We start from the raw sequence: 13,594 nt of genomic DNA on the forward strand, positions 1-13,594 counted from the left end.
CCCCCACCCCCATCCGCGCAAAATCGCTCGCCCCCATCCCCCACGGCTTCCTCACCCGCACCGGCGGAGTCTCGACCGGCGCCTATGCCAGCCTCAACACCGGCACCGGTTCCGACGATTCCCCCGCCGCGATCGCCGAGAATCGCCGCCGCGCGACCGCCGCCGTCCTCCCCGCTGCGCAGCTCGTCGGCCTCTACCAGATCCACTCGGCCGAGGCGGTGACGATCACCGCGCCGGTCGACGACACATTCCGCCCGCGCGCCGACGCGCTCGTCACCGACCGCCCCGGGCTCGCGCTCGGCATCCTCACCGCGGACTGCGCGCCCGTCCTCTTCGCCGACAGCGAGGCGGGGATCGTCGGCGCCGCGCATGCCGGCTGGCAGGGCGCGCTCGGCGGCGTCACCGACGCCACGCTGCTCGCGATGGAGGCGATCGGCGCGCGCCGCGACCGGATCGTCGCCGCGGTCGGCCCGTGCATCGCGCGCGCCAGCTACGAGGTCGACACCGGCTTCCTCCGCCGCTTCTGCGAGGCCGATCCCGAGAACGAACGCTTCTTCGCGGATGCCCGTACCGACCATTACCAGTTCGATCTCGAGGCCTATGTCGTCAACCGGCTCGCCGCCGCGGGGGTCGGCCGGGTCGAGGCGCTCGGCCGCGACACCTATACCGAAGACGACGCCTTCTTCAGCTATCGCCGTGCGACCCATCGCGGCGAACCCACTTATGGTCGCCAGATCAGTATCATCGGCCTCTGACGCCTCCCCAAACCGGCTGCGCATCGCTAGGCTCGCCGCATCGGCCCGCACCAGACGGGCCATGCAGGAGCCCAGAATGTCCGATACCCCGACCCCCACCGGCATGCCCGCCGAGACCGAAGCCGACCTGACCGGCGTCGCCGCGCGCGTCGCCCCCAAGCCGCACGTCGAGGAGATCGGCGGCCGCAAGCTGAAGCCCTCGACGCTGATGATGGGCCATGGCTACGACCCGTCGCTGTCCGAAGGCTCGCTCAAGCCCCCGATCTTCCTCACCTCGACCTTCGTCTTCCCCAATGCCGCCGCGGGCAAGCGCCATTTCGAGGGCGTCACCGGCAAGCGTCCGGGCGGTGCCGAGGGCCTCGTCTATTCGCGCTTCAACGGCCCCAACCAGGAGATCCTCGAGGATCGCCTCGGCGTCTGGGAAGAGGCGGAGGACGCGCTCGCCTTCTCGTCCGGCATGTCCGCGATCGCCACCTTGTTCCTCGCGATGGTCAAGCCCGGCGACACGATCGTCCATTCGGGGCCGCTCTACGCCGCGACCGAGACGCTGATCGGCCGCGTGCTCGGCAAGTTCGGGGTCAAGTGGCTCGACTTCCCCGCCGGCGCCACGCGCGAGGAGATCGACGCGGTGATGACCGAGGCCGCGACCGGCAATGTCGCGCTCATCTATCTCGAAAGCCCCGCCAACCCGACCAACGCGCTGGTCGATGTCGAGGCGGTCGCCGCCAGCCGCGACGCGATTTTCGGTGACGAGAAGCCGCCGATCGCGATCGACAACACCTTCCTGGGCCCGCTCTGGTTCCAGCCGCTCAAGCACGGCGCGGACATCGTCGTCTATTCGCTGACCAAATATGTCGGCGGCCATTCGGATCTCGTCGCGGGCGGCGTGCTCGGCACCAAGGCGCACATCAACACGATCCGGACGATGCGCAACACGATCGGCACGATCACCGATCCCAACACCGCGTGGATGTTGCTGCGCAGTCTCGAGACGCTCGAACTCCGCATGAGCCGCGCGGGCGAGAATGCGGCCAAGGTCTGCGCCTATCTGCGTCATCACCCCAAGGTCGAGCGCGTCGGCTATCTCGGCTTCCTCGCCGACGAACCCGGCGCCGAGCGTCAGGCCGACATCTATCGCCGCCACTGCACCGGCGGCGGCTCGACCTTCTCGCTCTACCTGAAGGGCGGCGAGCGCGAGAGCTTCGCCTTCCTCGACGCGCTCAAGATCGCGAAACTCGCGGTCTCGCTCGGCGGCACCGAAACGCTCGCCAGCCACCCCGCCGGCATGACGCACCTCTCGGTCCCCGACGCACGCAAACAGGCGCTCGGCATCACCGACAACCTCGTCCGCATCTCGATCGGCGTCGAGGATGCCGACGACCTGATCGCCGACTTCACGCAAGCCTTGGAAGCGATCTGACCCCAGGGCGCCCGCTAAACCAGCGGGCGCCCCCCTCCTCGTCATCCTGACGAAAGTCAGGATCCAGAGCCCAGCAAACCCACCCTACCCGAACCCGATCCGAACACCGGCTGGCCCCAGCGCCCCCCACCCGTTAAAGCGCAACGGATGCCGATCTTCACCCCCATCCCGCAGGACGATTTCGTCGCCGCGATCCACACCCTCGCCGCCCAGCTGCGCGCGGACGCTGACTGGACTCCCGATTTCATCATCGGCATCGGCCGCGGCGGTCTCGTCCCCGCGGTCTTCCTCAGCCACGCGATCGGCCTGCCGACGCTCTCGGTCGACTATTCGAGCCAGGTCGAGGATTTCGCCGACCAGCCGCTCGTCAAGCTCGCCGCACGCACCCAGTCGGGCGAACGCCTGCTCTTCCTCGACGACATCAACGATTCCGGCCGCACGATCACCCATCTCCGCACCGCGCTCGCCGCCGCGGGTGCGACCCCCGGCGCGATCCGCTTCGCGACGCTGATCGACAATCTCAGCTCCGCCGAACGCATCGACTACACCGCGCGCACGATCGACCGTCGCGACACCAAGGACTGGTTCGTCTTCCCCTGGGAAGCCGTCGCCCCCGCCACGACGATCGAACACGACGCCGCCGAAGTCCCCGACCGCATCGCGTAACGCGCGCCCCTTCCCGTCATCCTGACGAAAGTCAGGATCCAGGGCCCCAAATGCCACACTCCCCCCACCCCGTCATCCTGACGAAAGTCAGGATCCAGAGTTACAGGCGCCGCGCTTAATGGCTCTGGATCCTGACTTTCGTCAGGATGACGGAAGAAGGGCACACAGCCCCCCGAGCCTCACCCGTCACTCGCCCGCTCGATATCCGCCCCGACCGCGCTCAGCTTCTCCTCGAGCCGCTCATACCCCCGGTCGAGATGATACACCCGCCCGACCGACGTCTCGCCGTCCGCCGCCAGCCCCGCCAGGATCAGGCTCATCGACGCGCGCAGGTCGGTCGCCATCACCGGCGCGCCGACCAGCTTGTCGACGCCGCGCACCACCGCGGTGCGCCCGCGCACCTGGATGTCCGCGCCCATCCGCGCCAGCTCGGGCGCGTGCATGTAGCGGTTCTCGAAGATCGTCTCGGTCAGCACGCTCGCGCCGTCCGCCTTGCACAGCATCGCCATGAACTGCGCCTGCATGTCGGTCGCAAAGCCCGGATAGGGCGCGGTCGACAGCGTCAGCGGCTGGAGATGCCCGTCCGACGCGACGCGGATGCCGTCCTTGGTCGGGGTCACGCTCACCCCCGCCTCGACCAGCGCGTCGAGCGTCGCGCCCATGTCCGACGCGGTCACGCCGGTCAGCTCGAGGTCGCCGCCGGTGATCGCCGCGGCGCAGGCATAGCTGCCCGCCTCGATCCGGTCGGGCATCACCGCATAGGTCGCGCCGTGCAGCCGGTCGCGACCCTCGATCGTCAGCGTCTCGGTGCCGATCCCGTCGATCGACGCGCCCATCGCGACGAGGCAGCGGCACAGGTCGACGATCTCGGGTTCGCGCGCGGCATTCTCGATCACGCTGGTCCCGCGCGCGAGCACCGCCGCCATCACGACATTCTCGGTCGCGCCGACCGACACGATCGGGAAGCGATAGCGTCCCCCCGTCAGCCGTCCGCCGGGCGCGGTCGCCTTCACATAGCCCGCCGCCATCTCGAGCTCGGCACCGATCGCCTCGAGCGCGCGCAGATGCAGGTCGATCGGCCGGTTGCCGATCGCGCAGCCGCCGGGCAGCGACACCGTCGCCTCGCCGCCGCGCCCGAGCAGCGGCCCGAGCACGAGGATCGACGCGCGCATCTTGCGCACGATGTCGTAGGGCGCCTCGGTCGAGGTCAGGTTGCCCGCGCGGATCGTCATCACCCGCCCGAAATCCTCGGGCCGCGTCCCCTGGATCGCGGTCGACGCGCCCAGCTGGTTGAGCAGATGCCCGAACCCGTCGACATCGGCCAGCCGCGGCAAATTGCGCAGCGTCAGCGGCTCCTCGGTCAGCAATGCGCAGGGCATCAGCGTGAGCGCGGCGTTCTTCGCGCCGGAAATGGGCAGGCGCCCGGTCAGGCGGTTGCCGCCGCGAATGAGAATACGGTCCATCCCCGGCTGTCTATCGCCCCGCACGATCCGCGCAAGCCCGGCCGCGTGGCGGGCCTGCCTCCGCAGGCGCGCATGGCGGTCAACCAAATGCGGTCCAGACCGGCCCCATTGATCGACTTTAATGCGTAAAATCGGGGGGTTTGCTCTGTGGAGCAACGACGGGGAGCCGATCACAGTGCCGCACAGCTGCTTCGCCGAACGTCTCGGCGATTACATCACCTTGACCGAGAGCGAGACGACGGCGCTGACGCGCCTCGAGGAGCGCCCGCGCGACCTGCGCCGCGGCACGATCCTGCTGCGCGAACACGACCCGATGGCCGAGCTCTTCATCCTCCAGCGCGGCATGGCGATGAGCTATGTCCTGCTCGACGACGGCAGCCGCCAGATCCTGCGCTTCCTGTTTCCCGGCGACATGCTCGCGGTCTCGGCTTTGGTCTACCGCGACTCGCCCGAGACGATCGTCGCGATGACCGACCTGACCGTCTGCCCGTTCGACCGGACGCTGATGGCGGGGCTGCTGACCGAACATCCGCGGCTCGCCGCGGTCATCATGGTGATGAACCAGATGGAAAAGGTCGCGCTGACCGACCGGCTCGCAGCCCTAGGCCGGACCTCGGCCAAGGTCCGCGTCGCCGCGCTGCTGCTCGAGATCCGCAACCGCATCCGGCTGACCGGACAGGCCGCGACCACCGATTTCGCGCTGCCGCTCACGCAGGAGGAGATCGGCGACGCGACCGGGCTGACCGCGGTCCATGTCAACCGCATGCTGCGTCAGCTCGAGGAGGACGGGCTGATCGCGCGCGGCGCTGGCCGCGTCTCGTTCACCGACGAGACCGCGCTGCTGCGCGCCGCCAATTACGTGAACCGGTTCGACGGTCTCGACCTGCGCTGGCTCCCGCCCGCGCGCTGACCCGCCGGGCCTATCCTCCGACGCGCCCCCTAAAGCCGCGCGATCAGGCCTTTTCGAGCGTGCACTGCAACGGGTGCTGGTTCTGCTGCGCGAAATCCATCACCTGGCTGACCTTGGTCTCGGCGACCTCGTAGCTGAACGTCCCGCACACGCCGACGCCCTTCTGGTGGACGTGCAGCATCACCCGCGTCGCCGCCTCCATGTCCATGCGGAAGAAGCGCTGCAGGCACAGCACGACGAATTCCATCGGCGTGTAATCGTCGTTGAGCATCAGCACGCGGTACGGCGTCGGCTGCTTGGTGCGCGACCGCGTCTTGGTCGCGATGCCGACATTGCCCCGATCGTTGCCGCCGGAATCCCCGGTGTCGTCGGAATTCCCGTCTTCGGCACGGATCCCGTCTTCAACACGGCTATAGCGTCGCTCGGTCATCGTCATCGGAACCAGTATTTTCGGTGTCAGCGCCATGACGTGAAAATATGGCACCTGATGGTCGAAGAGCAAGCCCCGCCCGCTAAAAGGGCAACCTATGAGGCCCGGCAAAAGGGCCCGGCAAAAGGGCTAGACACAAGCGCCACGCAAAAGGGGCAGGCAAGGGATCCCCTGCCTGCCCCTCCCGTCTCGCAACCGGCCGGGGACGACGCGCGCGGCCCCGACCCCGGTCAACGGCTCAGTTGGCGATCTTCAGCTTCTCGGTCGCCAGCGCAACCCGGTTGGACAAAGGCTGCGTGATCTCGCCCGCCATCTTCATCATCATCTCGGTCGAACGCGCGCTGTCCGCGATCAGCGTGTCGAACGCGGTGCGCATGTAATCGCCCTGCAGCTTCATGAACTCGGTCGGCGACTTGGCCGCGGCGAGCGTCTTCATCGCCTCGGTCGCGCCCTCGAACGATGCCTTGGCATAGGCCGAAACCTCATGCCCCAGCGTCTCGGCGCCCTTGGCGGCAATCTTCGACGATTCGACGATCGCCTCGATATTGCCCTTGGCGAACGCATTGGCGTCCTCGAACGCAGCCGCGCTCTTCTCCATCGCGCCCTTCGCGCGGGTCGAGAGGTCGGCGAACATTGCCTGGGTCTTTTCGATCGTGCCGGTGTCGAAATTCATCATGCCATCCTTTCCTGTACGCGCCGCTCCGACGGGAACGACGATGTCTGCTGGTGTCGAAACGGGTGTTGCAAGCGGCACCGCGACGCCGGTCACGGCGGGCGGCACCTCGTCGGTGCTCACGGGCTGCGCGTCGTCGGACGCGGCGGTCTGCGGCTCGTCAAGGCTCACGGGCTGCGCGGCGATGTCCGCCGCAGCAATCCCCGCCGCCCCCTCGACCGCGGCGACAGCCATCTCGGGCACAGTCTCGGGAAGCGCGACGGGCGCAGTCTCGGGCGGCGCGATTTCGAGGGCTTGCGCCGTCTTCGGTGTGGCGGCGCGCGATCCGCCCCGGGCTGCGCGACGCGGCGTCGCACCCAGCTTTACCGCCTTGTGCTCGTCCGACTTGGCCCCAGACCCCCGCATCGCCACCGCTCCCCGCATTCTTGTGCTGCGGCGCAATATATCAGACTCAAAACACGATAACAATGTCGTTTGTGCAGTGCAATATAAAGCGGATTCAATGGCTTTGCATATCGACGCTCCACGCCTCCGCGGCCCGGGCCGCAAGGCCGGTCAACGCACGACGGCAGGACCCAGCCGAGTCGCGTCGTAACCGTACGGGGATCGTGCCCCACATGCCTTCCCGTTTATCCCCACACGGCGAAAGCGATCGCGTCAAATTTTCTCCGAACGCGATGATCCCAGACGTTTTTCTTGGCAGCAGCGCCGGAACGGGGCTATTGGAAGCAATGGCCTTCGGTCAGCCCAGTGATCCCAACGTCTGTCAGCACCGAAGGGCTTGATCCCATCTCGTATATGTCCGGCCTAATCATGGATATCCCCACCGCGTTTGTGCAACCGGCTATCCGACGACCACGCGGCCTGCCCGGATGGTCGCGGCACTGGAATACATGCGCGCCTGCGACCATCGATTACGCGTAGAGCCGCCGGCAGAGCGCCGATCAATCACTACCAACATAGCCAAGCCTCAGGCCTGATGGGCTTTCAGGGCTTCGGCACCCCCCAAACCATGGATATCGAGCTCTATTCGCTGCCGAATAGGGCTCGCTCAAGGGCCTCGAATTATGGACGTCGCATCTGATCACAAGGGGAAGGCACCCGGCTCCATTCGCCGTTCATTCCTGTGGGCGGCAATCGGACAGACGGGGATGCTCGTCATACAGTTTGGCAGCTCCGTGGTGCTGGCGCGGATCTTGACGCCGTACGAGCTTGGCGTGTTCGCGATTGCGCTTGCGACGGTCGGCATGATCACCGCGTTTCAGTCGCTTGGCCTTGGCAACTATCTGATTCGCGCTGATGTCGTGGATCGCGATGTCCTGTCGTCGGTCTTCAGTGTCAACATTCTGCTGTCTGTGGCGATCAGCGCGATCATTGTCGCATTCGGCCTGCTAGGCCAGGCGCTGTTCAAAGATCCCGGGGTTCAGACGGTGCTGTTCTGGATCGCGTGGACGCCGCTGATCAATGCACTGTCGCTGGTCCCAACCGGACTGCTCCAGCGAGAGGGAAACTTTAAATCGATCTCGACGATCCGCCTGATAAGCTCCCTGACCGGGACGATCTGCACAGTCCTTTTCGCGATCGCGGGATTCAGTTACATGAGCCTCGCCTATGGCAGCGTCATAACGGCCGTCATGAGTTCAGTTGCAACCTGCCTCGTCGCCCCGCGCCACGTCCAGTTCCGCCTGGGCGCACGTCATTGGCGCGATATCTACAAGTTCGGGTCACGGATGCTGATGATCAATGGTGTCGTGCAGATGCAGAACCAGGTATCGAATTTCGCGCTGGGCAATCTCAGCGGGCTGTCGGCCCTCGGTCTCTATTCCCGCGCGAACAACCTTTTCAGCATCCTGTCGGATAACGTACATACCGTTCTCGCGCGGGTTTTGATCGCCGATTTCGCCCAGATCGCACGCGACGGCGCACCGTTGCGGTTACGCTACCTTCGGGTGCTCGAATTCATGACCGCGATCCTGTGGCCGGCCTTCGCCGGCATGGCCGTTCTGGCGGGACCAATGGTCTACATCCTCTACGGCGCGAAGTGGACCGCGCTTGCGCTTCCGCTGGCGGTGCTGTGCTTCAACGGAATCCTGTGGGTTTCGGTGACGATGGCGTGGGAGCTCTTCGTGGTCGCGAAGGAGACCTCGAAACAGGCACGGTTCGAAATTATCCGGGCGACTGTTGGGGTTGCGCTGTTCGTGACCGGCGCACTGTTCAGCCTGACCGGCGCCATGGTGGGCCGCGTCGCCGAAGGCATGTTCGCCGTATTCCTCTATCTGCCGCACATCAAGAGAATGACGGGAAGTCACGACGGAGACTTTCTCCCCATCTATAGACGCAGCGCGGTGGTCACCATCGCAGCGATCTGCCCGCCGCTCCTGCTGATGATGTGGCACGGGTGGGATGCCCGGACCCCGTTCGTGCAAGTCGCGATGTCGGTCGTGGCCGGTGGTCTGCTCTGGGCGCTCGCCCTTCTCTACTACCGTCACCCGATCATCACCGAGCTGCGCGGCCTGGCGGCTCGACGCCGGTCCGCCTAGCCAACCTATCGTCCCGGGTCACCGCCCGACCAGCGCCTTCACCCGGGTCCGCAGCGTGCCCGGGAGCGCGACGCGGAACAGGATTCGTGCCATCACGGTCGGCAGGCGTTTCGCCGGCGCCAGCACCAGCGCCTCTGCGATCAGCCCCTTGATGGCAAGGCGCACGGCGGTGCCGATTAACAATTCCTGCAGCGCTGCGCGGTTGTCCGGCGTCATGATATTGCCATGCGCGTTCAGTGCATCGCGGATAAACCGGCAATCCTCGACCGATGGCTCGAACGGTCTGTAAAAGCACAGCTCGACGAGTTTTGCGGAGAGTGCCACTGCAAGCCAGTCCTGCTCCGCCGGGGTCAGCTGCGCGCATCCCACCGTGTAGAGGTCCGTCATCGTCGTCGCCTGCTTGATCGCGTCGTACAGCGCGGCATCGAACACCAGATCCGGCACGGTACGCGTGCGACGCTGTGCCGAGATTGCGGCGAGTTGTGCGCACAAGGCCCCCCGGCGCCCGGCAACGACCGACTGGCTCGTGATGCTGCCGTCATGCATCCGGTAGCCGCCCAGCGGTTCGGTAAGATTGTGCAGCCGACCGAAGCCCTGAAGCCGCCAATACAGATCGGAATCCTCCGCGATCAGGAGAGGGCGATAGCCACCGGCCGCGTGAAAGCTCTTGGTCCGCACCATCAACATCGGCTGAAGCAGGTAGGGCTCGGTCGCAGGGATGCTGAACGGATCGGCGCGCGCGGGATCGCGAAGCCGCGTCAGCGTGCCGAGCCAGTGCCCGTCCGTGTCGATCTGCCGTGCCGCGCCCGCCACCGCAACACAGTCGGGGTTCGCCTCGAGATAGCGGATCTGCCGCTCGAACCGGTCCGGGTTCGACAGGTCGTCGGCATCGTGCCGGGCGATGAAGGGCGCGGTGCAGGCCGCAAGCCCCGCATTGAGCGCCGCGACGATTCCGCCATTGGCCTGCGTGATGACGTGGATGCGCGAATCCTGCCGCGCGGCTTGTGCGAGCAGTTCCGGTGAATTGTCAGTCGAGCCGTCATCGACGATGATAATCCGGATGTCCCGGATCGTCTGTGCCTGGATGCTGGCCAGCGTCTCGGGCAGGAACCGGCCGGCATTATAGGTCGACATGAGCACGTCGATTTGGGCGGTCAAGGGGCGTCCTTTATGCGAGTTGCTGGCGGCCGGTGCCCTCGCGGCACGGTCCGGGTCAATGCATAACGGAAAATTATCCTCTGTTAAGAACACCGACCGGCGTGGGCCGACCCTGGTCCCGCCGCGCCTCTTGCCGAAGCGCGACACGCCGCCACGACTGGCTCAGGCGCGAATCCCGCACCTGCGCATGGGGACGCACCCCCGCTCACCGCATCCGCACATAGTCTCCCGGCGACTCGCCAAGCGCGGGCAGCGCGCCTTCGCCGGGGATCCGCGCCCCCGTCGCCGCGACCGTTTCGTCCCCCATCGCGCGCAGCCACGCGACCCAGTCGGGCCACCAGCTCCCCTTGGTCTCGACCGCCGCGGCGACGAACGCGTCGAGGCTCGCCGGCGTGTCGGTGCTGGCCGGATCCAGCGTCCAATATTGATATTTCCCCGCGGCGGGCGGGTTGACCACGCCCGCGATATGCCCCGACCCCGCCAGCACGAAGCGGACCGGCCCCGACAGCGCGGTCGTCAGCTTCCACACGCTCGCCGCTGGCGCGATATGATCCTCGCGCCCCGCCTGGACATAGGCGGGCGTCGTCACACAGCTAAGGTCGACCGGCGTGCCGTCCACCACCATCGCGCCCGGCTCGACCAGCAGATTGTCGCGGTACAGGTCGGTCAGATAGGCCCTGTGCCATTTCGCCGGCAAATTGGTCGTGTCGCCATTCCAGTGGAGCAGGTCGAACGGCACATAATCCTTGCCGAGCAGATAGTTGTTGGTGACGTAATTCCAGATCAGGTCGCGCCCGCGCAGCAGGTTGAACGTCGCCGCCATGTAGCGCCCGTCGAGAAACCCCTCGGGCGACAGCGTGCCGAGCAGCGCAATCTGCTCGTCGTCGATGAAATGCGCGAGCTCGCCCGCATCCGCGAAATCGACCTGCGCCGTGAAGAAGGTCGCGCTCGCGACGCGGTCCGCCTGCCCCCGCGCGCTCAGCACCGCCAGCGTCGCGGCCAGCGTCGTCCCCGCCACGCAATAGCCGATCGTATGCACTGCGGGCACCTCGAGCAGGCCGCGCACCGTCTCGATCGCCTCGATCTGCGCGGCGACATAATCGTCCCAGACCACGTCCTTCATGCTCGCATCGGCGGACTTCCACGACACCATGAACACGCTCAAGCCCTGCTCGACCGCCCAGCGGATGAAGCTCTTCTCGGGGTTGAGGTCGAGGATGTAGAAGCGGTTGATCCACGGCGGAAAGATCACCAGCGGCGTCGCCTGGACGCGCTCGGTGGTCGGCGCATAATGGATCAGCTCGTACAGCGGCGTGCGCAGCACGACCTTGCCCGGCGTCATCGCCAGGTTGCGGCCCAGCTCGAAACTGCCCTGTGCGGTGTGGCTGAGCTGCCCGCGGCCGATGTCCGCCATCATGTTCTGCAGCCCCTGCAACAGGTTGGCGCCGCGCGTCTCGATCGTCTTCTCGATCACCTCGGGATTGGTCAGCGCGAAGTTGGTCGGGCTCATCGCATCGACGAAGCCGCGCGTCGCAAAGCGCAGCTGCTCCTTCTGCCGCGGCTCCAGCCCCTCGACCGCGTCGACGCTGCGCAGCATCTGGTCGCCGATCGTCTGGTAACTCTGCCGGATCAGGTCGAACACCGGCTCGCGCCACTGCGCCGCCTTGAATCGCTTGTCGGTCGCAGGCCCGGGCTCGGGCTGGGGCGCCGCGCCGCCCCCCGCGGGCACCAGCATCTGCTGCCACAGCGCAAAGCCGTCGCGCCAGAAATCGCGCACCCGCGCAATCGTCGCCGGATCATTGAACCCCGGCACCACCATCGCCTCCGGCACCGCCGCATCGAGCGGCGCGGTGATCGCATCGAGCCCCTGCGCCATCATCATCTGCTGCGCGCGCCCCATCACCCAGGTCCAGTGCTGCAGCTCGGCCAGCGTCGGTGCGGCAATCCCCGGCGTCTCGGACATGGGCAACCTCTCCTTTTGCCCAAGCCTAACCCACTCCCCCACCCGGCGAAAGCACCCAGCAACCCTCCCGCCCCTTCCGTCCCCTTCCGTCATCCTGACGAAAGTCAGGACCCAGAGCCAAGCAGCGCACACGCCCGCCAACCTGGGTCCCGGGTCAAGCCCGGGATGACGAAGAAGGGCAGGCACGCCCCCACCTTTCCCGCCACAACCCAAACGCGGTGGATGACGCCCCCCGCGGCATACGGTACAGCACCCCTTCCTCCAGCTCGGGGCCGATCATGTCCGACGATTTCTACCGCATCAAACGCCTGCCACCCTATGTCATCGCCGAAGTGAACGCGATGCGGGCGGCGGCGCGGGCGGGCGGCGAGGACATCATCGATCTCGGCATGGGCAATCCCGACCTGCCGCCGCCCGAGCACGTCATCGCCAAGCTCGTCGAGGTCGCCAGCAAGCCCGGCGCGCACGGCTATTCGCAGTCGCGCGGCATTCCCGGTCTCCGCAAGGCGCAGGCCAATTACTATGGCCGCCGCTTCGGCGTCGACGTCGATCCCGAGACCGAGGTCGTCGTGACGATGGGCTCGAAGGAAGGGCTCGCCAGCCTCGCCACCGCGATCACCGCGCCCGGCGACGTCGTGCTCGCGCCCAACCCGTCCTATCCGATCCACACCTTCGGCTTCATCATCGCCGGCGCGACGATCCGCGCGGTGCCGACCACCCCCGACGACGCCTATTTCGAGAGCCTCGAGCGCGCGATGGCGTTCACCGTGCCGCGCCCGTCGATCCTCGTCGTCAACTATCCGTCCAACCCGACCGCGGAGGCGGTCGACCTCGCCTTCTACGAACGGCTCGTCGCCTGGGCGAAGGAGAACAAGGTCTGGATCATCTCCGACCTCGCCTATTCCGAGCTCTATTATGACGGCAATCCGACCCCCTCGATCCTCCAGGTCAAGGGCGCCAAGGACATCGCGATCGAGTTCACCTCGCTCAGCAAGACCTATTCGATGGCGGGCTGGCGGATCGGCTTCGCGGTCGGCAACAAGACGCTGATCGCGGCGATGAGCCGGGTGAAGAGCTATCTCGACTACGGCGCCTTCACCCCGATCCAGGCCGCCGCCTGCGCCGCCCTGAACGGCCCGCAGGACATCGTCGCGCGCAACCGCGAGCTCTATCACAAGCGCCGCGACGTGCTCGTCGAAAGCTTCGGCCGCGCCGGCTGGGACATCCCCTCGCCGCGCGCCTCGATGTTCGCCTGGGCGCCCTTGCCGCCCGCGCTCGCGCATCTCGGCAGCCTCGAATTCACCAAGCAGCTCCTCACCCACGCGCACGTCGCGGTCGCGCCCGGCGTCGGCTATGGCGAGAATGGCGAGGGCTATGTCCGCATCGCGATGGTCGAAAACGAACAACGCCTCCGCCAGGCCGCGCGCAACGTGAAACGCTACCTCCAGAGCATGGGCGTCAACACCCCCGCCCAGGGCGCCGGCTGACCCGCCGGCCCACCCGTCATCCTGACGAACGTCAGGACCCAGAGCCAAGCAGCACTCCGCCCGTGGCTCTGGATCCTGGATCAAGTCCAGGATGACGGCGGGAAGCGCGGCACTGCCCCACCCCCCCCC

Annotated in this window: 11 protein-coding genes; 6 read left to right on the plus strand and 5 right to left on the minus strand. The window is 66.8% G+C overall.

Going from position 1 to position 13,594, the window contains the following annotated elements; translation table 11 throughout:
- The first annotated feature begins 11 nt into the window (after window positions 1–11).
- From pgeF to sphst_RS04515, 3 genes are all read left to right on the plus strand, one after another.
- A complete protein-coding gene (pgeF, locus tag sphst_RS04505; RefSeq protein ID WP_107045227.1) occupies window positions 12–755 on the plus strand; it encodes a peptidoglycan editing factor PgeF in 744 nt (247 codons plus the stop codon).
- A 76-nt stretch (window positions 756–831) separates the two neighbouring features.
- Window positions 832–2,175 (plus strand): cystathionine gamma-synthase family protein, encoded by a 1,344-nt coding sequence (locus sphst_RS04510; RefSeq protein WP_425057507.1) that lies wholly within the window; start codon window positions 832–834, stop codon window positions 2,173–2,175.
- Between the two features lie 147 nt (window positions 2,176–2,322).
- The gene (locus sphst_RS04515; protein ID WP_031440516.1) at window positions 2,323–2,841 is read left to right on the plus strand and encodes a phosphoribosyltransferase; all 519 of its coding nucleotides are present in this window, start codon (window positions 2,323–2,325) and stop codon (window positions 2,839–2,841) included.
- Window positions 2,842–3,020: 179 nt separating this feature from the next.
- On the opposite strand, the gene murA is transcribed toward sphst_RS04515, so the two are convergent.
- Window positions 3,021–4,304, minus strand: a complete 1,284-nt coding sequence (murA, locus tag sphst_RS04520) for a UDP-N-acetylglucosamine 1-carboxyvinyltransferase (protein ID WP_107045224.1) — start codon at window positions 4,302–4,304, stop codon at window positions 3,021–3,023.
- 121 nt (window positions 4,305–4,425) lie between these two features.
- Between murA and sphst_RS04525 the strand changes: the two genes are divergently transcribed.
- A complete protein-coding gene (locus tag sphst_RS04525; RefSeq protein ID WP_081874263.1) occupies window positions 4,426–5,214 on the plus strand; it encodes a Crp/Fnr family transcriptional regulator in 789 nt (262 codons plus the stop codon).
- A gap of 43 nt (window positions 5,215–5,257) precedes the next feature.
- On the opposite strand, the gene clpS is transcribed toward sphst_RS04525, so the two are convergent.
- Together clpS and sphst_RS04535 are read right to left on the minus strand one after the other, a co-directional pair.
- On the minus strand, window positions 5,258–5,644 hold the full coding sequence (gene clpS, locus sphst_RS04530; protein WP_081877724.1) for an ATP-dependent Clp protease adapter ClpS: 387 nt from the start codon (window positions 5,642–5,644) through the stop codon (window positions 5,258–5,260).
- Window positions 5,645–5,882: 238 nt separating this feature from the next.
- A complete protein-coding gene (locus sphst_RS04535; RefSeq protein WP_159043508.1) occupies window positions 5,883–6,722 on the minus strand; it encodes a phasin family protein in 840 nt (279 codons plus the stop codon).
- Window positions 6,723–7,384: 662 nt separating this feature from the next.
- Here sphst_RS04535 and sphst_RS04540 point away from each other — a divergent pair.
- Window positions 7,385–8,857, plus strand: coding sequence for a lipopolysaccharide biosynthesis protein (locus sphst_RS04540; protein ID WP_043156467.1), 1,473 nt, complete (start codon window positions 7,385–7,387; stop codon window positions 8,855–8,857).
- A gap of 18 nt (window positions 8,858–8,875) precedes the next feature.
- Here the strand turns inward: sphst_RS04540 and sphst_RS04545 are convergent, their stop codons facing one another.
- Both sphst_RS04545 and sphst_RS04550 read right to left on the minus strand, forming a co-directional pair.
- Complete coding sequence (locus sphst_RS04545; RefSeq protein WP_199848914.1) at window positions 8,876–10,015, minus strand: glycosyltransferase family 2 protein; 1,140 nt, start codon at window positions 10,013–10,015, stop codon at window positions 8,876–8,878.
- A gap of 205 nt (window positions 10,016–10,220) precedes the next feature.
- Window positions 10,221–11,978 (minus strand): PHA/PHB synthase family protein, encoded by a 1,758-nt coding sequence (locus sphst_RS04550; protein ID WP_107045226.1) that lies wholly within the window; start codon window positions 11,976–11,978, stop codon window positions 10,221–10,223.
- 278 nt (window positions 11,979–12,256) lie between these two features.
- Here sphst_RS04550 and sphst_RS04555 point away from each other — a divergent pair, with 278 nt between their 5' ends.
- Entirely contained in the window at window positions 12,257–13,465 is a 1,209-nt protein-coding gene (locus sphst_RS04555) for an LL-diaminopimelate aminotransferase (RefSeq protein WP_031440657.1), read from the plus strand.
- The last annotated feature ends 129 nt before the right edge of the window (window positions 13,466–13,594 follow it).

It is taken from the genome of Sphingomonas sp. STIS6.2 (genome assembly GCF_000732685.2).
In the GTDB taxonomy this organism is placed as follows: Bacteria; Pseudomonadota; Alphaproteobacteria; order Sphingomonadales; family Sphingomonadaceae; genus Sphingomonas; species Sphingomonas aerolata.

Excerpts from the sequence above, each read along its gene's own strand:
- sphst_RS04510 (WP_425057507.1), top strand. The coding sequence starts at position 832 with ATGTCCGATACCCCGACCCCCACCGGCATGCCCGCCGAGACCGAAGCC.
- sphst_RS04515 (WP_031440516.1), top strand. The coding sequence starts at position 2,323 with ATGCCGATCTTCACCCCCATCCCGCAGGACGATTTCGTCGCCGCGATC.
- murA (WP_107045224.1), bottom strand. The coding sequence starts at position 4,304 with ATGGACCGTATTCTCATTCGCGGCGGCAACCGCCTGACCGGGCGCCTG.
- sphst_RS04525 (WP_081874263.1), top strand. The coding sequence starts at position 4,426 with ATGCGTAAAATCGGGGGGTTTGCTCTGTGGAGCAACGACGGGGAGCCG.
- clpS (WP_081877724.1), bottom strand. The coding sequence starts at position 5,644 with ATGACCGAGCGACGCTATAGCCGTGTTGAAGACGGGATCCGTGCCGAA.
- sphst_RS04535 (WP_159043508.1), bottom strand. The coding sequence starts at position 6,722 with ATGCGGGGGTCTGGGGCCAAGTCGGACGAGCACAAGGCGGTAAAGCTG.
- sphst_RS04540 (WP_043156467.1), top strand. The coding sequence starts at position 7,385 with ATGGACGTCGCATCTGATCACAAGGGGAAGGCACCCGGCTCCATTCGC.
- sphst_RS04550 (WP_107045226.1), bottom strand. The coding sequence starts at position 11,978 with ATGTCCGAGACGCCGGGGATTGCCGCACCGACGCTGGCCGAGCTGCAG.
- sphst_RS04555 (WP_031440657.1), top strand. The coding sequence starts at position 12,257 with ATGTCCGACGATTTCTACCGCATCAAACGCCTGCCACCCTATGTCATC.